General features: G+C 68.0%; 18 protein-coding genes. 9 read left to right on the top strand and 9 right to left on the bottom strand.

The window, feature by feature from the left end; genetic code table 11:
• Positions 1 to 108: 108 nt before the first annotated feature.
• The 4 genes from O6P37_RS28135 to O6P37_RS28120 all read right to left on the bottom strand — a co-directional run bounded on the left by O6P37_RS28135 (position 109) and on the right by O6P37_RS28120 (position 9,093).
• Positions 109 to 786: a methyltransferase family protein gene (locus O6P37_RS28135; protein WP_269897167.1), complete on the bottom strand. Its 678-nt coding sequence runs from the start codon at positions 784 to 786 to the stop codon at positions 109 to 111.
• A 91-nt stretch (positions 787 to 877) separates the two neighbouring features.
• Positions 878 to 1,660: a GAP family protein gene (locus tag O6P37_RS28130; protein WP_269897166.1), complete on the bottom strand. Its 783-nt coding sequence runs from the start codon at positions 1,658 to 1,660 to the stop codon at positions 878 to 880.
• 45 nt (positions 1,661 to 1,705) lie between these two features.
• Positions 1,706 to 8,029 carry a sulfolipid-1 biosynthesis phthioceranic/hydroxyphthioceranic acid synthase gene (gene pks2 / locus O6P37_RS28125; protein WP_269897165.1) on the bottom strand — a complete coding sequence of 2,108 codons (6,324 nt, stop codon included), beginning with the start codon at positions 8,027 to 8,029 and terminating at the stop codon, positions 1,706 to 1,708.
• Between the two features lie 305 nt (positions 8,030 to 8,334).
• The gene (locus O6P37_RS28120; RefSeq protein WP_269897164.1) at positions 8,335 to 9,093 is read right to left on the bottom strand and encodes a class I SAM-dependent methyltransferase; all 759 of its coding nucleotides are present in this window, start codon (positions 9,091 to 9,093) and stop codon (positions 8,335 to 8,337) included.
• Between the two features lie 223 nt (positions 9,094 to 9,316).
• Here O6P37_RS28120 and htpG point away from each other — a divergent pair, with 223 nt between their 5' ends.
• Together htpG and O6P37_RS28110 are read left to right on the top strand one after the other, a co-directional pair.
• Positions 9,317 to 11,251, top strand: coding sequence for a molecular chaperone HtpG (gene htpG / locus O6P37_RS28115; RefSeq protein ID WP_269897163.1), 1,935 nt, complete (start codon positions 9,317 to 9,319; stop codon positions 11,249 to 11,251).
• 88 nt (positions 11,252 to 11,339) lie between these two features.
• The gene (locus O6P37_RS28110; protein WP_269897162.1) at positions 11,340 to 13,079 is read left to right on the top strand and encodes an AMP-binding protein; all 1,740 of its coding nucleotides are present in this window, start codon (positions 11,340 to 11,342) and stop codon (positions 13,077 to 13,079) included.
• A 13-nt stretch (positions 13,080 to 13,092) separates the two neighbouring features.
• Here the strand turns inward: O6P37_RS28110 and O6P37_RS28105 are convergent, their stop codons facing one another.
• Positions 13,093 to 14,028, bottom strand: a complete 936-nt coding sequence (locus O6P37_RS28105; protein ID WP_269897161.1) for a manganese catalase family protein — start codon at positions 14,026 to 14,028, stop codon at positions 13,093 to 13,095.
• A gap of 168 nt (positions 14,029 to 14,196) precedes the next feature.
• On the opposite strand from O6P37_RS28105, the gene O6P37_RS28100 reads away from it, so the two are divergent.
• On the top strand, positions 14,197 to 14,319 hold the full coding sequence (locus tag O6P37_RS28100; protein ID WP_269897160.1) for a hypothetical protein: 123 nt from the start codon (positions 14,197 to 14,199) through the stop codon (positions 14,317 to 14,319).
• A gap of 62 nt (positions 14,320 to 14,381) precedes the next feature.
• On the opposite strand, the gene O6P37_RS28095 is transcribed toward O6P37_RS28100, so the two are convergent.
• The gene (locus O6P37_RS28095) at positions 14,382 to 14,645 is read right to left on the bottom strand and encodes a hypothetical protein (RefSeq protein ID WP_264013699.1); all 264 of its coding nucleotides are present in this window, start codon (positions 14,643 to 14,645) and stop codon (positions 14,382 to 14,384) included.
• A 117-nt stretch (positions 14,646 to 14,762) separates the two neighbouring features.
• Here O6P37_RS28095 and O6P37_RS28090 point away from each other — a divergent pair, with 117 nt between their 5' ends.
• The 3 genes from O6P37_RS28090 to O6P37_RS28080 are packed head-to-tail and all read left to right on the top strand — an operon-like array spanning position 14,763 to position 17,575.
• Positions 14,763 to 16,106, top strand: a complete 1,344-nt coding sequence (locus O6P37_RS28090) for a lipase family protein (protein WP_269897159.1) — start codon at positions 14,763 to 14,765, stop codon at positions 16,104 to 16,106.
• A gap of 48 nt (positions 16,107 to 16,154) precedes the next feature.
• Entirely contained in the window at positions 16,155 to 16,736 is a 582-nt protein-coding gene (locus O6P37_RS28085) for a TetR/AcrR family transcriptional regulator (protein WP_269897158.1), read from the top strand.
• A gap of 5 nt (positions 16,737 to 16,741) precedes the next feature.
• Positions 16,742 to 17,575, top strand: coding sequence for an enoyl-CoA hydratase/isomerase family protein (locus O6P37_RS28080; protein WP_269897157.1), 834 nt, complete (start codon positions 16,742 to 16,744; stop codon positions 17,573 to 17,575).
• A gap of 4 nt (positions 17,576 to 17,579) precedes the next feature.
• Here O6P37_RS28080 and O6P37_RS28075 read toward each other — a convergent pair whose 3' ends face one another.
• The gene (locus O6P37_RS28075) at positions 17,580 to 18,083 is read right to left on the bottom strand and encodes a DUF6328 family protein (protein ID WP_269897156.1); all 504 of its coding nucleotides are present in this window, start codon (positions 18,081 to 18,083) and stop codon (positions 17,580 to 17,582) included.
• A gap of 132 nt (positions 18,084 to 18,215) precedes the next feature.
• Here O6P37_RS28075 and O6P37_RS28070 point away from each other — a divergent pair, with 132 nt between their 5' ends.
• The gene (locus O6P37_RS28070) at positions 18,216 to 18,863 is read left to right on the top strand and encodes a GAF and ANTAR domain-containing protein (RefSeq protein ID WP_269897170.1); all 648 of its coding nucleotides are present in this window, start codon (positions 18,216 to 18,218) and stop codon (positions 18,861 to 18,863) included.
• 5 nt (positions 18,864 to 18,868) lie between these two features.
• On the opposite strand, the gene O6P37_RS28065 is transcribed toward O6P37_RS28070, so the two are convergent.
• Together O6P37_RS28065 and O6P37_RS28060 are read right to left on the bottom strand one after the other, a co-directional pair.
• Positions 18,869 to 19,036: a hypothetical protein gene (locus tag O6P37_RS28065; RefSeq protein ID WP_269897155.1), complete on the bottom strand. Its 168-nt coding sequence runs from the start codon at positions 19,034 to 19,036 to the stop codon at positions 18,869 to 18,871.
• A 117-nt stretch (positions 19,037 to 19,153) separates the two neighbouring features.
• Positions 19,154 to 19,879, bottom strand: a complete 726-nt coding sequence (locus tag O6P37_RS28060; protein WP_269897154.1) for a GAF and ANTAR domain-containing protein — start codon at positions 19,877 to 19,879, stop codon at positions 19,154 to 19,156.
• Positions 19,880 to 20,034: 155 nt separating this feature from the next.
• Here O6P37_RS28060 and O6P37_RS28055 point away from each other — a divergent pair, with 155 nt between their 5' ends.
• Both O6P37_RS28055 and O6P37_RS28050 read left to right on the top strand, forming a co-directional pair.
• Positions 20,035 to 20,484, top strand: coding sequence for a hypothetical protein (locus O6P37_RS28055; protein WP_269897153.1), 450 nt, complete (start codon positions 20,035 to 20,037; stop codon positions 20,482 to 20,484).
• 38 nt (positions 20,485 to 20,522) lie between these two features.
• Entirely contained in the window at positions 20,523 to 20,930 is a 408-nt protein-coding gene (locus tag O6P37_RS28050; protein ID WP_269897152.1) for a YciI family protein, read from the top strand.
• Positions 20,931 to 20,932: the final 2 nt, after the last annotated feature.

The raw sequence follows: 20,932 nt of genomic DNA, 5'->3' as shown, positions 1-20,932 counted from the left end.
TCCCCCTCGCCACCATCATCAACGCACCCACCATCAACACCCTCACCCAACACCTCTAAACACACGCACGGAACTGACCGTGCGGGAGGGGATTTCAGGGGGCGGCGGTCACCACACGCCGGGAACGAGCCGGTACCGAACCTTCTGCGTGTACTCGCTGTATCCCTGCAGTTCGTTGCGCAACAGCCCTTCCTCGTCGCGGATGCGCACCGTGATCACCCCGACGAACAAGATGACGAAGATGAGCCCCCAGTAGGACCCGAGCGCCAACGGAATGCCCACCATCACGAGCAGATTGCCGGTGTACATCGGGTGGCGCATCAGCCCGTACAGGCCGGTGGACACCACGGTCTGGCCTTCCTCCACCCGGACGACCGCGGCCGCGTAGCTGTTCTGGATGATCACGAGCGAGACGACGAACAAGCCCAAAGCGGCCACGATGAGACCCACCACGCAGACCGCCGTGGGTACCCGGGACCACCCGAAGCGATGGTCGAGCGCGCTGACGACGAACTGCGCTCCGACGGCCAGCCAGAGGCCGGCCATGACGCCCTTCTGGACGCTGCGGCCCTCTTCGGTCGGCCCGCCGCGCAGTCTGCGCTCGAGCGCGGCGGGATTCCTGCCCATCAGGTATAACGCCGGGAAGCAGGTCGACACCACGTACATGATGACGAGGAGCGCCCACGCCTGCCAGTAGTCGAACGTCCACGCCGGGATGAAGGACAACGCGCCGTAGATGGCGAGTCCGACAAGACCATTCAACAACATCTTGGGACCGGGACTCACGGGCTCTCCTCTGACTTCAGTGCGGATGTCGCTGACCGACGGGACATGTCGACGATAGTGGCGCAGTGCTGCAGCGGTGCCGGGACAGCGTTCACGCGATCCCCGTCACCGTCAGGCCGACCCCGACCATGGCAAGGACCGCGGTCACCACCTGCCGGCGATACCTCAGGGCCCAGTCGCGAACGCGACCGAGGACGCATTCGGTTCTCGCAGGGATGATCGCGTAACTGACGATCACTGCCTCGACCACCACGAGCATGGAGACGATGTAGGTGATGCCGGCACTCAACTGAATCCCGATCGAGGCACCCGAGGTCAGGACCACGGCCAGCACCAGGAGAACCGCGTCGGGAGCCGGTGCGCTCATGAAGCCGATCACCAGGGCCATCCACAGAGATCCGCGCTTCCACGCTTCCTGCGTGCGACCGATCATCCGCCGAATCGGAGGTCCGTCGTCCGTCGCAGCCGACGACTCCGCCGGAGCCCGGTGCCGACCCGTCGCAGGCGTGTGTGAGTCGTCGTGGGAGGCCGTATTCTGCGCCGTCGCGGTGACCGAAACCGATTCACTCACCGTGGCACCGGGACGCCGCAGGAGGCTGATGAGCATCAGCACCGCCATCGTCAGTAACACCAGTCCTGCGCCCAACTTGATGTAACGGGTCACCGGGCTCGAGCCGATTTCCCGCACCAGCGATTCGACCTGCTGCACGTCGTGCAACACGAACATCGGGACCAGGACCAGCGAGACGGCAACGGTGACCGCCCCGACCCAGAAGGCCAGCAGGCTCCGAACGGGACGAGGGCGGGAGATCATGAGCAGAATCGCGCTCAGCCGCAGAGGATTCAGCGCACCCATCAGGGCAACACCGAACACCGCCGCCCACATCAGCGACGCGCCGGGCCGCGTGACATTCGGCGGTCAGGCAGCATCTACGGGTACGAGCTCGTCGTGCAGCATCCCCGCCAGATCACGCACCGTGGTCGTCATGTCCTTCGGACTCACCCGCACCCCCGTTTCGCTCTCGATACGGGTACGCAGCTCGAGTGCGCCCAGGGAATCCATGCCGTACTCGGCGAGCGGACGGTCGGGGTCGACGCTGCGGCGCAGGATCAAGCTCACCTGATCGGAGATCAGTCGTCGCAACCGGACCGGCCATTCCTCGACGGGAAGCTCGTCGAGCTCGGCACGGAATCTGCTCGTGCCCGAGGCGTTCTGTGCGGTGGACCGGAACGCCTCCGCGAAGGGGCTGTGCGCCGCGAACGCATCCAGCCACGGGGCCCCCATGATCGGCGCATACCCGGTGTACGCCCGGTCATGGCGCAGCAGTGCGTCGAACGCGTACGCGCCCTCCTCGGGCGCGATCGCGACCCCGGAACCCTCGGCAAGTGCCGTGCCCGCGCCGATCTCGCCCCAGGCACCCCACGCGATCGCCGTCGCCGGAAGGCCCTGGGCCCGCCGCCACAGCGTGAAGGCGTCGAGCCAGCTGTTGGCCGCGGCATAGGCACCCTGCCCCGGCGAGCCCACCAGGGCGGCCGCCGAGGAGAAGGAGCAGAACCAATCCAGAGGCTGACCCGCGGTCGCCGAGTGGAGGTTGAACGCCCCATCGACCTTGGCCGTCCAGTCATGCTCGAGGAGTTCGTCGGTGATGTTCGCCAACGTGGCGTCCTCGATCACCGCCGCGGCGTGCAGCACGCCCCGCACCGGCAGTCCGCCTGCCGTGGCGGTCGCGACCAGCCGCTCCGCGGTGCCGGGGTCGGAGATGTCCGCCGACTCGACGACGACATCGGCGCCGCCGGCTCGCATCCGCTCGATCGCCGCCAGCGCCTCGGACGAGGGCTGCGACCGCGACGACAGCACGATGCGACCGCAGCCGGCCGCGGCCATCTTCTCGGCGAGGAACAACCCGAGCCCGCCGAGGCCGCCGGAGATGACGTACGCACCGTCACCGCGGAACACCGGAGCCTGCGCCGGCGGGACCACGACGCGGCTGCGCCCGGTGTGCGGCACCTCGAGCACGAGCTTGCCCGTGTGATTGGCACCGCTCATCACCCGGATGGCGGTCGCCGCGTCGCCGAGCGGGTAGCGCGTGCATTCCGGCAGCGGCAATGAGCCGTCCGCGGTGAGCTGGTACACCGTTCTCAGCAGTTCGCGGATCCGGCCGGGATGGCTCACCGACATCAACGCCAGGTCCACGGCGTAGAAGGAGAGATTCCGCCGGAACGGGAACAGCCCCAACCGGGTGTCGCCGTAGATGTCACGCTTGCCGATCTCGACGAAGCGGCCACCGAACGCCAACAGCTCGAGGCCGGCCTTCTGGGCGGCGCCGGTGACGGAGTTGAGGACGATGTCGACTCCGTAACCGTCCGTGTCCCGTCGGATCTCGTCGGCGAAATCGGTGCTGCGGGAGTCGTAGACGTGCTCGATGCCCCTGTCGCGCAGAAGCTGTCGCCGCTGCTCGCTGCCCGCGGTCGCATAGATCTCCGCACCGGCGGCACGGGCGATGGCGATGGCGGCCTGTCCCACACCGCCGGTGCCGGAGTGGATCAGCACCTTGTCGCCGGAGGAGATGCGCGCCATGTCGTTGAGGCCGTACCAGGCGGTGGCGGTGGCGATCGTCAACGCGGCGGCGTCCACGTCGCTCAGTCCGGCCGGCAGGGCCACCGCCAGGTCGGCGTCGCACGTGATGAAGGTGCCCCAGCAGCCGTTGGCGGACAGGCCACCGACATGGTCGCCGACCTGCAGGTCGGTGACTCCCGGCCCGACGGCCGTGACCTCACCCGCGAAGTCGATGCCCAGCTGCGGCAGCCGCCCCTCGAACGACGGGTAGCGGCCGAACGCCACCAGGACATCGGCGAAGTTGATGCTGGACGCGTTGACCGCGACCTCGATCTGGCCTGGTCCCGGCGCCACTCGCCCGGTGGTCACCAGTTCGGCCGACTCCAGGTCACCCGGCGTGCGGATCTGCAGCCGCACGCCGACGTTCTCGAAATCGGCGACGGCGGAGCGCCGTTCCTCGGGGAGGAGTGGGGTAGGCGTCAACCGCGCGACGTACCACTTGCCGTCTCGCCACGCGGTCTCGTCCTCTTCGGACCCGCTGAGAAGCTGCTGTGCCAGTCGCTCGGCGTCGGGCGTCTCGTCGACGTCGATCTGCGTGGCGCGTAGGTGCGGATGCTCGGTGCCGATCACCCGCATCAGGCCGCGGATGCCGGCCTGCTCCAGGTTCAACCGGTCGTCGGCCGCCACCGCCTGGGCGGAGCGCGTCACGACGAACAGGCGGGGCGGCTCGCCGGCGGTCTCCGGCAGTTCGCGGGTGATCCGCACGAGATGGCGCACATAGCCGCGGCCCAGTTGCGGAGTCTGGTCGTCGGAGTGGCCGTTACGCGGTCCGGTGAGAACCACCACCCCGGTCAGACCGCTGCGGAGGTGGTCCCTCAAATCGTCGGTGTTCGAGCCGAAGTCGCCGTGCTGCGGCCACACCATGGTGGTGCACGCCGCGCCAGAGCTCTTCAGTGCGTCGGTAAGTGCCGTGGAGATGACGTCGGCGGTGGGGCTCGTGCTGATCAGCAGCCACGATCCGCCGTCGGTGTACTCCACCTCGGGCAATTCCCGGTGGCGCCACTCGATGGTCAGCAGCCGGTCGGCGAACGTCCGGTCCTGCTGCGCGGCGTCGGAGACGCCGGTGCCCAGCAGCAGCCCCTGAACGGCGAGTAGCACCTTCCCGTGCTCGTCCATCAGGTCGATGTCGGCCTCGACCCCGGAGGCATCGGCCTTCGTGACCCGGGTGTGGCAGTAGTGGATGTTGCGGGCGGCGCCATAGGAGCGCAGCCGACGGACACCGAGGGGCAGCCCGAGCGCGCCCTCACCCAGGGCGCGCACTTTCGGATGGGCCTCGACGGACTGGAAGCAGGCGTCGAGCAGCGCCGGGTGGACTCCGTACGCATCCTGTTGTGAGCGAATCTGGCGTGGCAGCGCGACTTCGGCCACCACGGTGTCAGAGCGCTCGGCGCCGGTGTGCACGTCGCCAAGACCCGAGAAGGCCTGGCCGTATTGGACGCCCCGGGCATCCATGCGTCGGCGAACCGCGTCACCGTCCTCGACATCCGGGTGCGCGGCGAGCAGTGCGGCGACGTCGTGGAACGGTGGCTGCTCCTCGTCGGCGGCGTGCAGGATCGCCGACGCCTGGCGCGTCTGTTCGCCCGATTGCGTGGTCTCGACCGTGAAGTCGACGACACCGGGCGCCGACGTCGAGGCGGACGCACCGACCGTGGTCTGCTCATCGAGAAGCAGAGCCTGCTCGAATTTCACGTCCCGCACCTCGGCGGGTCCGCCGAGCACGGCATGAGCTGCTGCGAGTGCCATCTCGCAGTATGCGGCCCCGGGCAGCACGGCCACGTTGCGGACCTCGTGATCAGCGAGCCAGGGCTGGGCAACGGTACCGACCTCGCCCTGCCACACGTGACGTTCCGGTTCTTCCTGAAGGCGGACGTGTTCGCCCAGCAACGGGTGCACGGAGACGGTGCACGCGCCGTGCGTCAGGATCTCCTGACCGCCGCCTTCCAGCCAGTGCATCTGATGGGTCCAGCTGGGCAGCGGGGCGTCGACCAGCCGGCCGTTCGGGTACAGCACGGAGAAGTCGACGGCGGCACCGGCAGCGTGCGTGTCGGCGACGAAATCGCTGAGTCCGTGCGGCAGTTGCTGTTCGCGACGCATACCGGCCAATGCGATCAGCGGTGCGTCGACACTCTGGGCGGTCTGCTCGAGCGCGCGAACCAGCAGGGGGTGTGGCGACAGCTCGGCGAAGACGCGGTGGCCGTCTTCCATCGCGGCCTGCACCGCCGTGGCGAATCGCACCATGCGGCGGCAGTTGTCGGCCCAGTACCGGGCGTTGAACGCGGGCTGTTCCCGGGGATCGAACGAGGTCGCGGAGTAGAACGGGATCTCCGGCGACATCGGCGCGAGATCCTTGAGCGCGTCTTTGAGTTCACCGAGGATGGGGTCGACCTGCGGTGAGTGGAAGGCGACGTCGGTGGGGACCTCGCGGGCCATCACATCGCGTTCCTCCCAACCCGCGACGAGATCGTGCACCGTCTGGGCGGCGCCGGCGATCACCGTGGACTGCGGTGAGGACACCACGGCTACCACCACGTCCTTGACGCCCCGCGCTGTGAGCTCGGAGAGCACCTGTTTGGCAGGCAATTCCACCGCGGCAGTGGCTCCGGCGCCCGCCACCTTGGTCATGAGCCGGGAACGCCGACACACGACGCGCGCGCCGTCCTCCGGCGAGAGCGCGCCGGCGACGACGGCGGCCGCGGCCTCCCCGAGCGAATGCCCCACCACAGCGGCCGGCCGGACGCCGTAGGACTTCAGAGTTGCTGCGAGAGCGACCTGCATGGTGTAGAGGGTCGGTTGCACCCGGTCCTGTCCGGTGACCGTCTGCGTCGCCGACATCGCCTCTGTGACAGAGAATCCGGACTCTCCGGCGATGACCGGCTCGATCTGGGCGACGGTCGCCGCGAACACCGGTTCGTTCGCCAGCAGTTGCGCACCCATCGCCGCCCACTGCGAGCCCTGACCGGAGAACACCCAGACCGGGCCGCGGTCGTCGCGTCCGACCGCCGGCTGATACGGGGTGTCACCGTCGGCGACCTCGCGCAGGGCCGCGACGAGCTCGTCGGCGTTGCTCGCGACGACGGCAGTGCGCACCGGTCGATGCGCGCGCCTGCGTGCCAGGGTGTAGGCGAGATCCGCCGGCGAGACGTCTTCGTTCGCCTCGACCCAGTCGGCGAGCCGGGTTGCGGTGCGCCTCAATTCGTCGGCCGAGGTAGAGGACAGTGCGAAGAGCCGCGGAGCGGTGCCCGCCGGCTCCGCGGACTTCTCCTGACTCTCGGGAGCCTGCTCCAAGATCGCGTGGACGTTGGTCCCCGAGACGCCGTATGCGGACACCGCCGCACGCCGGGGCGTGTGGCCGTTGGTCGGCCACGGCGAATTCGTCTGCGGCACGAAGAGGTTCGTCGGGATGTCCGCCATGGCGTCGGGCAGACGTTCGAAGTGGAGGTTCTGGGGCACGACGCCACCCTGCAGTGACAGCACCGTCTTCACCAGCCCGATGGCGCCGGACGCCGACTGGGTGTGCCCGAAGTTGGTCTTCGACGACACCAGCGCACATGGACCGTCGATACCGTATACCTCGGCGAGACTTGCGTATTCGATCGGATCGCCCGTCGGGGTCCCGGTGCCGTGTGCCTCCACCATGCCCACGCTGGTGGGGTCGACGCCTGCCGCGGCCAGCGCGTCGCGGTAGGCCGCCACCTGCGCGGTCCGCGACGGAGTGGCGATGTTCACGGTGCGACCGTCCTGGTTCGCCGCCGTGCCGCGGATGACGGCCAGGATCCGGTCTCCGTCACGCTGTGCATCCGACAACCGTTTGAGCAGCACGACAGCGCAGCCCTCACCGGCGACGAAGCCGTCGGCCGCCACGTCGAAGGCGTGGCAGCGTCCCGTCGGGGACAGCATTCCCTCAGCCGATCCCGCTGCCCACTTGCGCGGGTCCAGCGCCAGCGTCACACCGCCTGCGAAGGAGAGGTCGCTCTCGCCCTCGTGCAGGCTGCGGCAGGCCAGGTGTACGGCGGTCAGACCCGAGGAGCACGCGGTGTCCACCGTCAGCGCGGGACCGCGGAGCCCGAGGGCGTACGCGATGCGGCCGGAGGCCAAGCTGGGGTTGTTCGCGATGAAGCCGTACGGCTTCTCCACGGCGCCGGCGTCGGCGGCCAACAACTGATAGTCGGTGTGGGTCAGTCCGACGTAGACACCGGTCACCGACTGGGCCAGTACCTCCCGGTTGAGGCCCGCATGTTCCATGGCTTCCCACGAGGTCTCGAGGAGGAGCCGGTGCTGCGGATCGCTGACCGTCGCTTCACGGTCACCCATGCCGAAGAACTCCGAATCGAAGCCGGCGACGTCGTCGAGGAAGGCGCCCCATTTCGACACCGACCGGCCCGGCACACCCGGCTCCGGGTCGTAGTAATCGTCGGCATCCCACCGGTCGGCGGGAATCTCCGTGACGAGGTCCTCGCCTCGGAGCAGTGCGTCCCAGAGCCGTTCAGGGGAGTCGATTCCGCCCGGAAGTCGGCAGGCCATTCCGATGACGGCAATCGGGGTGACGGCCTGAGGCCCCCCAGACCGCGCGAAAACGGTGGAATCCGATTCCGACAGCGAATTCTGGCCGGTGTCTACCGAAGCCATCTGCCCCCCTTGTCAACGCCGGCAACGGCATTGCCGCGGCCGGAGTGAAGCTCTTGCGCTTGCAACTTCTACCAGGAACCGAAGTGGATGTCGCGACGGCATTCCTCCACGTTTCCCATATCTCAGCAAGCTACTGCCAGCAAAGACGGTAATTGCGAGCAGGGGAGTTGTCTCGGAATCCGCGCAATCCACCAACCGTCGCACAACGGCGCGCGAAAAGTTGCTAGAGCCTCCCGATTCCGCGAAACCGCTACCCACAGCCGGTCAACGGCCGACCGCCTCCAGGTTGCTCACGTCGCCCCATCTCAGCGGCTGGCCACCGCCAGTTCCCATCGGCCGCGGAGATTGAAGGCACTTCGACGCACTTCGACACGAATCGCGGGGTCGGCGTAGCGGGCCAGGGTCCGCAATGCCGAGGGGCTGTAGGCGCGCAACGCGCTGATGTATCCGTCATGCACCACCGGGAACATCAGCGCGAGCGGGAGCAGCAGAGGGGACTGCACGATGTGCCGCCACGGAGGTAACCGCGGCAGGTCGATGATCAGCAGCTTGTCGGCGACGCGGGTCCCCTCGGCGAACACCCGCGCCGCCGGTCGCGGCGGCAGGTGGTGAAAGGACTGCGCGAAGACGACGAGGTCGTAACTCCGGTCGGGGCTGTCGATCTCGGTCGCGTCCATCTCGCGAACCGTGGCACGCGGGTGGCTGCCCAGATCGCCCGCGGCGATGTCGGCCACAGAGGTGGCATCGATGTCGGTGACCGTCACCCGGGCGGACTGGTGCAGGGCGAGTATCGCCCGCGACAGTCCACCGTGGCCTGCGCCCAACTCCAGGATCCGGGGATCGGGTACGCCGCGGAGCTCGTCGAGCACGATGCCGGCCATCAGGTCGTGCTGGCCCAGCCGCTTCTCACCCCGGTCCAGGGCCCGGATCACGCGTCGCTTCCGGTCATCGGAGTCGTCGCGGTCCAGATACTCCAGGCGGTCGGTCTGCAATCGGCGGTCCAGCCATGAGGCGTCAGGGCCGCCGCGGGGCATGTTGTCGATGTCGAGTGCCTCGCTCACCATGGGACCATCATGGCCGACCGGGGGTGACATCCGGACGAAAACCAGTTTGCCAGTGCTGATCCTGGTTTCGTGTGGAATGAAGCGCGCGCCTCGGCGCGGTCGGGCCCGGTCCGGAGCAACGGCGAGCAAACTGTATCCGAGCCCTCGAAACGTCGATCGGATGACGCCTCGGTACTATTCCTGGGCTGTCCGCATTGGGATATCGAGTTGTCGAAGGATTGACATGACCGCACACGTCGAGCAGCTGGAATTTCAGGCAGAAGCGCGCCAACTGCTGGATCTGATGATCCACTCGGTCTACTCCAACAAGGACTCCTTCCTCCGCGAGCTGATCTCGAACTCCTCCGACGCGCTGGACAAGCTGCGGCTGGAATCGCTGCGGAACAAGGACCTGGACGTTGACACCTCCGATCTCCACATCGAGCTCGAGGTGGACAAGGAGCAACGCCTGCTGACCGTTCGGGACAACGGCATCGGTATGACGCGTGCCGAGGTCGTCGATCTGATCGGCACCCTCGCGAAGTCGGGCACCGCGGAGGTTCGCCGGAAGCTGCGGGAGGCCAAGAACGCCGCCGCCTCCGAGGAGCTCATCGGCCAGTTCGGCATCGGTTTCTACTCGACGTTCATGGTGGCCGACGAGGTCGTGCTGCTCACCCGCAAGGCCGGCGAGGGCGCCGCAACGCGCTGGGTGTCCAGCGGTGACGGCACCTACACCGTCGAATCCGTCGACGACGCCCCGCAGGGCACGTCGGTGACGCTGCACCTGAAGCCCGAAGACGCCGAGGACGAGCTGCACGACTACACCTCGGAGTGGAAGATCCGGGAGCTGGTGAAGAAGTACTCCGACTTCATCGCCTGGCCCATCCGGATGCAGGTCGAGCGGCGTTCCCCCGCCCCGGAAGAGGGCGGAGAGGAACAGACCACGGTCGAGACACAGACCCTCAACTCGATGAAGGCGCTGTGGACGAAGTCGAAAGACGAGGTCCCCGAAGAGGAATACAAAGAGTTCTACAAGCACGTCGCGCACGCCTGGGATGACCCGCTCGAGGTCATCGCGATGAAGGCAGAGGGCACCTTCGAGTACCGGGCTCTGCTGTTCATCCCCTCGCACGCACCGTTCGACCTGTTCACCCGGGACGCCAGGACCGGGGTGCAGCTGTACGTCAAGCGCGTCTTCGTCATGGCCGACTGCGACCAGCTGATTCCCGGCTACCTGCGCTTCGTCAAGGGTGTGGTCGATGCGGAGGACATGTCGCTCAACGTCTCTCGCGAAATCCTGCAGCAGGACCGGCAACTCACCGCGATCCGTCGACGGCTGACCAAGAAGGTCCTCTCGACGATCAAGACGGTGCAGGCGGAGCGACCGCAGGACTACGCCACCCTCTGGGCGCAGTTCGGCGCAGTCCTCAAAGAGGGCCTGATGTCGGACGTCGACAACCAGGACACGCTGTTGCGCATCTCGTCGTTCGCCTCCACACACAGCGACGACGAACTCACGACGCTGGCCGCGTACGTCGAGCGCATGAAGGACGGTCAGAAGCAGATCTTCTACGCCACCGGGCAAACACGGGAGCAACTGCTGAAGTCCCCGCACCTCGAGGCGTTCAAGGCCAAGGGCTACGAGGTGCTGCTGCTCACCGACCCGGTCGACGAGGTGTGGGTCGGGTCGGTGGCCGAGTTCGACGGCAAACCACTGCAATCGGTCGCCAAAGGTGAGGTCGACCTCGACTCCGACGACGAGAAGGCCGCGCACGAAGAGGAGCGCGAGGAACAGCAACGGGACTTCGCCGACCTGCTGACCTGGCTCAAGGAGACGCTGGCCGAACACGTCAGGGAGGTGCGGTTGTCGACGCGCCTCACCGAGTCGCCCGCCTGCCTGATCACCGACACGTTCGGCATCACGCCGGCGCTCGCGCGCATGTACAAGGCTTCGGGCCAGGCGATACCCGTCGGGAAGCGCATCCTCGAACTCAATCCGAAGCACGCACTCGTCACCGGCCTGCAGCAGGCGCACCAGAGCCGCGGCGCCGACGACCCCTCCCTCGGCGAGACCGCCGAATTGCTCTACGGCACTGCGCTTCTCGCGGAAGGCGACGTGCCCGACGATCCGGCGAGATTCGCCGGACTGCTCGCGAACCGGCTGTCCCGCACCGTATAGAGCCCGTCACACCCACGAAGGTGGTGCCAAGTGAGCCAGCAAACGTCATTCCGGCGTGTCCGGAGAGTCGCCGCGGTAGGTTGTGCACGTGACTGAGACCTCTATTCCGAGTGTGCTGCTCGAGCGTGCGAGCCTGCAGCCCAACGAGACGGCATTCACGTTCGTCGACTACGACAAGGACTGGAACGGCGTCGCGGAAAGCCTGTCGTGGTCACAGCTCTACCGGCGCACAGTGAATGTCGCCAACCGTCTCGAGGAATGCGGATCTGAGGGCGACCGCGCCGTCATCCTCGCGCCACAGGGGATGGATTACGTCGTCGCCTTCCTCGGCGCTCTGCAGGCCGGCCAGATCGCGGTCCCGCTCTCGGTGCCCATGGGCGGCGCCACCGACGAGCGGGTGAGCTCGGTGATGATCGACGCGTCGCCGGCCGTGGTGCTCACCACCTCGGCGGTCGCGGGCGCCGTCGGAGACTACGTAACGCCGCGGGCGGACGGGCCCGCGGCGGCCGTCGTCGAGATCGACTCGCTGGATCTCGACGGACCGATGGGCTCAGGCGCAGGCCGGGAAGACTTCCCGGACACCGCATTCCTGCAGTACACGTCCGGTTCGACCCGTACGCCGGCGGGCGTCGTGATGTCACACAGCAACATCCTGGCCAATTTTCGACAGTGGGCGGCGGGATACTTCTCGGCCCATGGGAACGCGGCGCCACCCGGAACAACCGTGGTGTCGTGGCTGCCGTTCTACCACGACATGGGGCTGTACCTCGGCGTCTGCGCACCAGTGCTGTTGGGCATCCCCGCCGTGCTGGCCAGTCCGGTGGCGTTCCTGCAGCGGCCCGCCCGGTGGATGCAGTTGGCGGCCGGCAACACCAAGGCATATACGGCTGGCCCGAACTTCGCGTTCGAGGTGGCGGCGCGCAAGACGTCGGATGACGACATGGCCGGACTCGACCTCTCCGATGTCCAGGTCATCGCCACCGGCGCCGAGCGGGTGCACCCCGCGACCGTCGAGCGGTTCACGCAGCGGTTCACGCCGCTGGGGTTGGACGCATCAGTGATCAGGCCGTCCTACGGGCTGGCCGAGGCGACCGTGTACGTGGCGACCGACACCACCACCGCTCCGCCGTCGATCGTGCGCTTCGAATCGGAGAAGCTCACGGCGGGCAAGGCCGAGCGCAGCGCGGACAAAGGCGGCACCCCGCTGGTCAGCTATGGGACACCGACGTCGCCGATGGTGCGCATCGTCGATCCCGACACCGGCACCGAGTGCCCGGCCGGCACCGTCGGTGAGATCTGGGTGCACGGCGACAACGTCGCGAAGGGTTACTGGCAGAAACCCGAGGAGACCGCGAAGACCTTCGGCGCATCGATCGTGTCGCCGTCGGCAGGTACACCCGAGGGCCCGTGGCTGCGCACCGGCGACTCGGGCTTCCTGTCCGACGGCGAGATGTTCATCATCGGCCGCATCAAAGATCTCCTGATCGTCTACGGCCGCAACCATTCTCCGGACGACATCGAGGCCACGGTGCAGGAGATCTCGCGCGGCCGCTGCGCAGCGATCGCTGTCCCGGACAGCCAGACCGAGAAACTCGTGGTGATCGTCGAAGTCAGGAAGCGTGGTGCGACCGACGACGAGGCGGCCGAGCACCTCGACCAGCTCAAGGGCGAGGTGGCGTCGGCGATCTCGAACAACCACGGACTCAGCGTCGCCGACCTGGTCCTGGTGGGTCCCGGTGCCATCCCGATCACCACGAGCGGCAAGGTCCGGCGGGCGTCGTGTGTCGAGCAGTACCGACTCGGTCAGTTCGCCCGCGCGGACGCTTAGCCGCCCGTAGCCGTCAGGATTTCTCGATCGAGTCGATCTCCACCTCGGCGGTCGCCTGGATCAGCGCCAGCAGTTCCTTGTCGAGGCCCGGCGCGAACTCCTCGCGGCGTTCCGGTGCGATGGTCATCGGGAAGCCCTCGGGCATCATGGCGGTGCTCAATTCGGTGCCGTCGTTCGAGGGCGAAGCGCCCCGGTAGAGCTTCGCCGCCTGGCTCGCGTCGTCGGCGTCGAAGGTGAACTGGACACTCTGCAGGCCCTGGTCGAGCAGCTTCTTCACCTCGGGGAACTGCTCGGCATTGGTCTTCGGGATGGGCAGCACGGCACCCCAGTTGACGCCGAGACTCTCCAGCGCCTTGGCGAAGGCGTTCTCGTGCGCCTGGTCGCGCACGATGAGGTACGAGATCGTCGAGCGCGCCGTCTTGTTGGCCGTCATCTCGTAGATGCGGCACTTCTGCAGCCGCCCGGTCGACTCGAGCATCAGGTTGTAGAGGAGGTCGAGCACCAGGTTCCCGCTGTTGTACACATAGGACCCCAGCCAGGGGTTGCCTGCCGCGTCGACGGGCATCGCGCCCTGGGCGCCGACCAGATAGTGATGGATGTTGCTGTGATCCAGTGCGATCTTCAGCGGCGTCGCGCCCTTGGCGCCCGGCTTGTCCACCGGATCGGTCGGCTTGCCCTTGTACTCCGGTGAGCCGTCGAGCAACCGCGAAATGGTGGTGCCGATCAGCTCCACATGGCTGATCTCCTCGGTGCCCACCCCCTGCAGCAGGTCCTTGTAGGGCTTGGCCGTCACGTCGCCGCGGAAGTTCATGCTCTGGAACAGGTACTGCATCATCGTGCGCATCTCGCCGAACTGGCCACCGAGGCCCTCCTGCAACGCGTTCGCCGCGGCGGGATCGGGCTCGTCAACGGCGATCTCGTTGATCAGTTGCTGTGTGTGTAGGTACATCGTGTCTCTCCCTGTGGTCGCGACCGCCCGTGAAGTTGGGCAGCGCGTAGAGGGACTACCCAATCTCTGGAGTCGAACCCGAATGCGCCCCACCGATCTTGCAGAGATTGCCCGCGGACTCCACCGGGTACTGCTGCACGGACCGACCACCGACAAGGAGCGCAGCGAATGACGTCTCAGGAACCCACCACACCCGCGACCGAGGCCGCCGAGGACGAGGTGCTCGCACCTGCAACGCCCGGCGCCGAGGCGCTTCCGGCGGACGATTCCGGCGACACCGCGCAGAAGTAATCGCCGTAGGACGCAGAACGGGTCGCTGTGTAACAGCGACCCGTTCTCTGTGTTGCGCGACGTCAGGCCTGCTTGGAGTACCGGATGAGGAATGCGGCGGACACCACCGCCGCACCGACGCCCACCGCGACCCAGATCACCGCGGAGAAGATCAGCGACGCCGCCGAGAATCCGACACCAGAGAGCACCGACGCCGAGTACAGCAGCCAGAACACGCGGTAGAGCGACCACAGCGCGGTCATGCCGGCGAAGATGCCGAGCACCAGGCTCGGGGTGCGCTCCACGCGGTCGACCTGCTCCTGGACGCGGGTGGGGATGATGTTCATCGTTTGCTTCCTTTCGTCGTGCGCGCCGCTGCGGCGTCGCCATGACGGCAAGTGAAGTCGTGTCGAGCAGCTACCGATCCCAAACTGCGGCCTGCTCGGAGGGGATACCGTATGACGATGGAGCGCCCGGGATTTGCCGAGGATGGTGCCGAGTGGTCCGCGCCGCACGAGGAGCTCCGCGCCGGGGCTCGCCCGGTGCTGCCCGGTGACGACCCGTTCTACCAACCGCCGCCTGGATTCGAGCGGACCGCGCCCGGCACGGTGCTGCGGTCCCGCGACGTGCAGTTGGCGTTCCTCGGTGTGATCCCGCAGCGCTTCACCGCCACCCAACTGCTGTACCGGACCACCGACCTTGACGACGGCGCGTCGACCACCGTCACCACCGTGCTGACACCGTCGGAGCGGACACCCGGCACAGCCTGCCCGATCCTGTCCTACCAGTGCGCCATCGACGCCGTGACGGGCCGCTGCTTCCCGTCCTACGCACTGCGGCGGCGGGCCAAGGCGGCCGGCGCGCTGGCGCAGTTCGAGCTGCTGCTGATCGTCGCCGCGCTCGCCGAGGGCTGGGCGGTGTCGATACCGGACCACGGCGGACCCCACGGCGTGTTCGGCGCTCCCTTCGAGCCCGGATACTGCGTGCTCGACGGTCTCCGTGCGGCACTGAGCTTCGAACCGCTCGGCCTCTCCGCGTCGGCACCGATCGGCCTGTGGGGATACTCCGGTGGCGGGCTGGCCGCCGCGTGGGCCGCCGAGATGTACGACGGCTACGCACCGGAACTCAACGTCGTCGGCGCCGTACTCGGATCACCGGTCGGCGACCTCGGCAGCACCTATCACCGCCTCAACGGCAAGTTCTTCTCCGGGCTGCCGACCATGGTGGTCGTCGCGCTGATGCACAGCTATCCCGACTTCAAGCGTGTCATCGAGCAGCACGCCAGCGCCGAAGGCAGGGCGCTGATGGAGAAACTCGCGAAGATGACGACCGCGCAGGCGGTGGTGCGGCTGAGGAAGCAGGATATGGCCGGCCTGCTGGACCATCCGCTCGAGGAGATCCTGCAGATGCCGGAGGTCCAGCACGTCTTCGACAACATCAGGCTCGGAATCGCCGCCCCCACCATGCCTGTGCTGATCGTGCAGGCGGTGCACGACCGCATCATCTCGGTCGACGACATCGACCGGCTGGCAGCCACGTACGCCGCCGGAGGCACGAACGTCACCTATCACCGCGACAAGTTCTGCGAGCACATCCTGCTGCACCCGTTGTCCGCCCCGATGGCGCTCCGGTGGCTGCGCGACCGCTTCGACGGCAGGCCGGTCGACGAGAACCGCCTGCGTACGACGTGGCCGACGGTGTTCAACCCGTCGACGTACCGCGGATTGGGCAGGCTCGCCGTGGTGAGCGCGAAGGTGATCACCGGACGGGGCGTCGAGCGTCGCCCGCTGTCGGCGACCGACCGCTGAGCCCGATCTCTTGACAGAGGATTACTCGGTAACACTAGAGTGATCCTCGTGCCGACGCGCAGTGGTGGTGGAGCCCGGAACCGGTTGCTGACCACCGCCCGTCGCCGCTTCGCCGCCGACGGGGCGTTGTCGCCGACCCTCGACGAGGTGCGGCGCGAGGCCGAGGTCAGCGTCGGCGCTCTCTACCACCACTTCCCGGACAAGCGGGCGCTGGCGGCGGCGGTGTTCGCGCAGCTGATCCGCGAGTACCAGGACGGGTTCCTCGAGGCGCTCGTCAAGCAACCGACCGCCGAAGGCGGCATCCGGGCGGGCGTCATCCACCACCTTCGCTGGGTCGTCGCGCATCGTGCCGAAGCCGCACTGCTGCTTGGGGATCGGCTCGACAGCGCCGAACTGCAGGACGCCAACCGCCGGTTCTTCTCCGCCGTCGGTGACTGGTGGCGGCCCCACCACGCCTACGGAGCGCTCGGCCCGATGCAACCAGGGATCACCTCAGCGCTGTGGCTCGGGCCCGCGCAGGAGTACAGCAGGTACTGGCTGGCAGGCACCGCCGCGAAGATCTCCAGCCGAACCGCCGAGACGTTCGCCGCCGCCGCATGGGCGGCGCTGCGACAGCACGCAGAGGAGTGAACTCCATGTCCGAAGACTCGCTGTACCGGAAGATCCTCGCCGAGGGCGACGATCCCTCGGCCCCGGCGCGGGTGCACGTCGACCGGCGCGGTGACCGCGCGGTGATCACCCTCGACGAGCCGGACCGCCTCAACGTGCTGTCGGCACCGCTGGTCCGCCAGTTGCGGCGCGCACTGGTGGCGCTGGCCGACGACGTCGACGTCCGCACCGTCGTGCTGACCGGCGCCGACCCCGGCTTCAGTGCCGGTGGCGATCTGCAGATGATGCGCACCGCGATCGACCACCTCGACGCCGACGAGGGAACCACCGACATCTGGCGGTGGATCCGGCGCGAGTTCGGCGGTGTCGCAAGGACCATCGCGGGATCGGACACCATCTTCGTCGCGGCGCTCAACGGGCCTGCCGCGGGCGTCGGACTGGCCTGGGCCCTGACGTGCGACGTCGTCATCGCCAGCGAGCGGGCGGTGCTGGTGCCTGCCTTCGGGCGGCTGGGACTGATCCCGGAGGTCGGCACGAGCTGGGCGCTCACCCGCCGGCTCGGCTACCAGGGCGCGCTGGCGTTCTTCCTGCGCGGCGAACACATCGACGCGCAGACCGCACGCGAGCTCGGGTTGGTGCAGGAAGTGGTCGAGCACGACCAGCTGCTGCAGGCGGCCGACGAATGGTGCACACGCGTCGCACAACTGCCCGCCCATGCGGTGGCCATGAGCAAGTCACTGCTGCGCGGAGCTGCCGACGCCGGCTGGCACCAGTCCTTGTCCTTCGAGGAGTTCGCGGAGCCGAACTGCTTCTCCACCGCGGCATTCGCCGGCAGCGTCGGCGCCATGCTCGGGCGCTGACCCGTCACCGGAGCACATCGGCCTCGGTGCCTCTGCGCGCGATGAGCGGCAACGCCACCCAGAGCGCAACCCAGGCCGTCGCCGTGAACAGCCCCGCCGCCATACCCGCCTGCCTGCCGGCGATCACCTCGAAGATCATGGTGGCGACGCCCGACACCGCGGCGCCGAGCAGGAACAGGCCGATCATCGTCAGGCGATGGGACACGGTGACCAGCTGGTTCAGCATGTGCCTGCGGAACAGGAGTCGGTGCAGCGCGACGGGCGCGGTGAGCAGCACCGTCGCGGCGATCGAACACCCCACCGTGGCGAGATATAACAGGTGCAGATTCTCGTCGAGCGTCGCGAATCGCTGCTGGAACGGCAGAGTGAGCAGAAAGCCGGTGAGCAACTGGACACCGGTCAACACCACGCGCAGCTCCTGGAGCAGGCAGGCCCAGTTGCGGTCGAGACGCTGGGTCTGCGTCTCGTCCCGCTCCTCGCGATTCCACCCGTCCACCGGGACAGGCATTGCGGTGCTCACCGGATTCGGTCAGCCACGCGACGATGGCCCAAACGGCCGGGACGTTGTCCGTTTGAAGTTCCGCTCAGCGGGCAGCCTCGTGCGGTGTCCGGGGCGCGAGGTGACGGTCTGGCCGTTCGGATGGCCGAGCTGGCGCGGTCGGTCGCGCCGCCTCGCGGGATCGAGGAGATTCTGCTCGAGACGACCACCGCCGCGGTCGAGCTGATCCCCGGCGCCGACACCGCCGGGATCCTGCTGGTGGCCAAGGGCGGCAAGTTCGAGTCGCACGCCGGCACCACGGGCCTGCCCCACGAGCTGGACGAACTTCAGCACACCCTGCAGGAGGGACCCTGCATCGGTGCCGCGGTCGACGAGACGATCGTGCGCACAGACGACTTCCGCGAAGAGTCGCGGTGGCCGGCCTACTCGGCTGCCGTGGTGAAGATCGGCGTGCTCAGCGGACTGTCGCTGCGGCTGTACACGACCGAGCGCACGGCCGGTGCGCTGAACCTGTTCGGATACGAGCCGACGGTGTGGGACACCGAGGCGGTCACGGTCGGCACCGTGCTCGCCGCCCACGCCGCATCCGCCATCATGGCGGGCAGGCAGGACGCTGAACTGAAGTCGGCGCTGGCGACGCGGGACCGTATCGGCCAGGCCAAGGGCATCGTGATGGAGCGCTTCGGTGTGGATGACGTCGCCGCGTTCGACATGCTCCGCCGGCTGTCACAGGAGAGCAACACCCCACTCGTGACGGTGGCTCAGCGGGTCATCGAGACCCGAGGGTGATCCGTTCACCACTTTCCGCCGGATTCATCGGGTGCACCGCCGAGTTCGGTGAACTCCTCGCTGTACGGCGCGCGCGGCGGCGCTAGCTCGTCGAGCCGTTCGTTGATGGCGAGCGCCAGGACGTCGTGTTCCACCGGCGGCATGGCGATCGCGCCGTTGACGTAGGCGTCCACCTCGAAGCGACCCGCCAGGCCGCCGAGGCTGAAGTACCGCAGCCACAGTTCATCGAGGGTCAGTTCGGCCGCCTCGGCCCGTGGAACCGCCTGTGCAGCTCGCCGATGCCGGCCATTTCAGCGCGGCCGCCATGCGGTGGTGGGTGACGCGACCACCTCGGCGGCCACGTCGCGCAGCAGTCTGCGGCTTCGCTGGGACTGCTCGGCCAATTGCCGGAAGGCGCCCTCGGAATCTTCGCCGTCACGCACCATCACGATGCCGCGCGCCGTCGCCACCAGGTCGCGCGTGCGCAACGTCTGCTTCAGCCGCTCGCTGAGCTGTTCGGTCGCCCGGACCGTCACGACGTTGGCCACGAAGATCGCCGCCTGACTGGCGAAGCGGCGCAGCACGTCGGCGTCCCGTGCCCCGAAGGCGTCATCGGTGGTCGAGTAGACCTTCATGGCTCCGATGGCGTCGTCGCGACTGATCAGAGGCGCGCTGAGATAGGACCGCAGCCCCATCTCCCTCGCCCGCCGCGTCCATTCCGGCCACCGTCCCCGTACGCCGTCGGTGCCCGAGCGCAGCACCGCCCGTTCGCGCCAGGCGCTCAGGCACGGGCCCTCGTCGAGTTCGTACTGCAGCCCGTCGAGGCGCCGCACCAGATCGTCGGTGGCCGCGGAGGTGATCCGCCGTCCTGCGGCATCCACGAGCGTGATGCCGGAACCGGTACTCCCCGTGATGGTGTCGGCGGCCAGCGAGGTCACGGTCTCCAGCGCGCTGTCCACGGTGGCCTCGTCCAGCAACACCCCAGACATCCGCGCGAAGACCCCTGTCAGCTCGTCGCTGACACCGGAATCTGACATGGCGACTGGGATACCACCTGTGCCGCGGCACAAACGCTGCACGGAGGCGAGTGTCGTCATCGGTGCGACGAAACACCCACCACGGCGCTGAGCGGACGCTTAGCATGGCGAGGGCCCCGTCGCTCCGACCGGCTCTCTCGCACGGGAGGTTCGTGTTGCCGAATCAGCTCCACCACGTCGTCATGCGCAGCCATGCCGCCGGCACCTTCATCCGCTTCCTGACCGACGTCGTCGGGATGGACATCCAGGGTGCGTTCCACGTTCCCGGTGAGGTGCTGCAGGCCACGTTGGGCTGGCCACCCTCCGACGGCGCCGAGGTGACGATGCTCGGCGGCGGCGACGCCGGGCTGATCGAGGTCCTCGACGTCCCCGCACATCTGCGCGAGGTGGCGCCCGAGGGGCTGGCCGCACTGTCCTTCCTCACGGACGACTACCGCAGCGTGCAGGACAGGGCCCGCACCATGACCGACGACGTCACGGTGCTCTTCGGTGACGTGCCCGGCGTCGACCTGTTCTTCTGCACCATGGGCGGCGTGCCGATGGAGTTCATGGGCAGCTACGACGCCGATGTCGAGAACGGTCCGACGGCTCCGTCCCAGGGGTGAGCGACCGACTAGGGTCGCCACGTCGAAGGGAGAGACTCATGGCCAAGTACCTGTTCCTCAAGCATTACCGGGGTGCGCCCGCGTCGGTGAACGACGTGCCGATGGACCAGTGGACACCCGCCGAGATCGACGCGCACATGCAGTACATGCAGGACTTCGCCGACCGGCTCAAGGACAGCGGCGAGTACGTCGACAGCCAGGCGCTGGCGGCCGACGGCGCCTGGGTCCGTTCCGACGGCGAGGGAAAGCCGCCGGTGACCGACGGGCCGTTCGCCGAGACGAAGGACCTGATCGCGGGCTTCATGATCATCGACGTCGACTCCTACGAGCGTGCGGTCGAACTGGCCGGCGAGCTCTCCGCGGCGCCCGGGGCGGGAGGCCGGCCGATCCACGAGTGGCTCGAGTTGCGGCCGTTCATGTCCGCCGCCCCCGGCTCCGCCGACTAGCC

The organism is Mycobacterium hippophais (assembly GCF_027529605.1).
Classification (GTDB): domain Bacteria; phylum Actinomycetota; class Actinomycetes; order Mycobacteriales; family Mycobacteriaceae; genus Mycobacterium; species Mycobacterium arseniciresistens.
The sequence above is the reverse complement of the archived record's forward strand: the minus strand, read 5'-3'. Positions and strand labels throughout refer to the sequence as shown.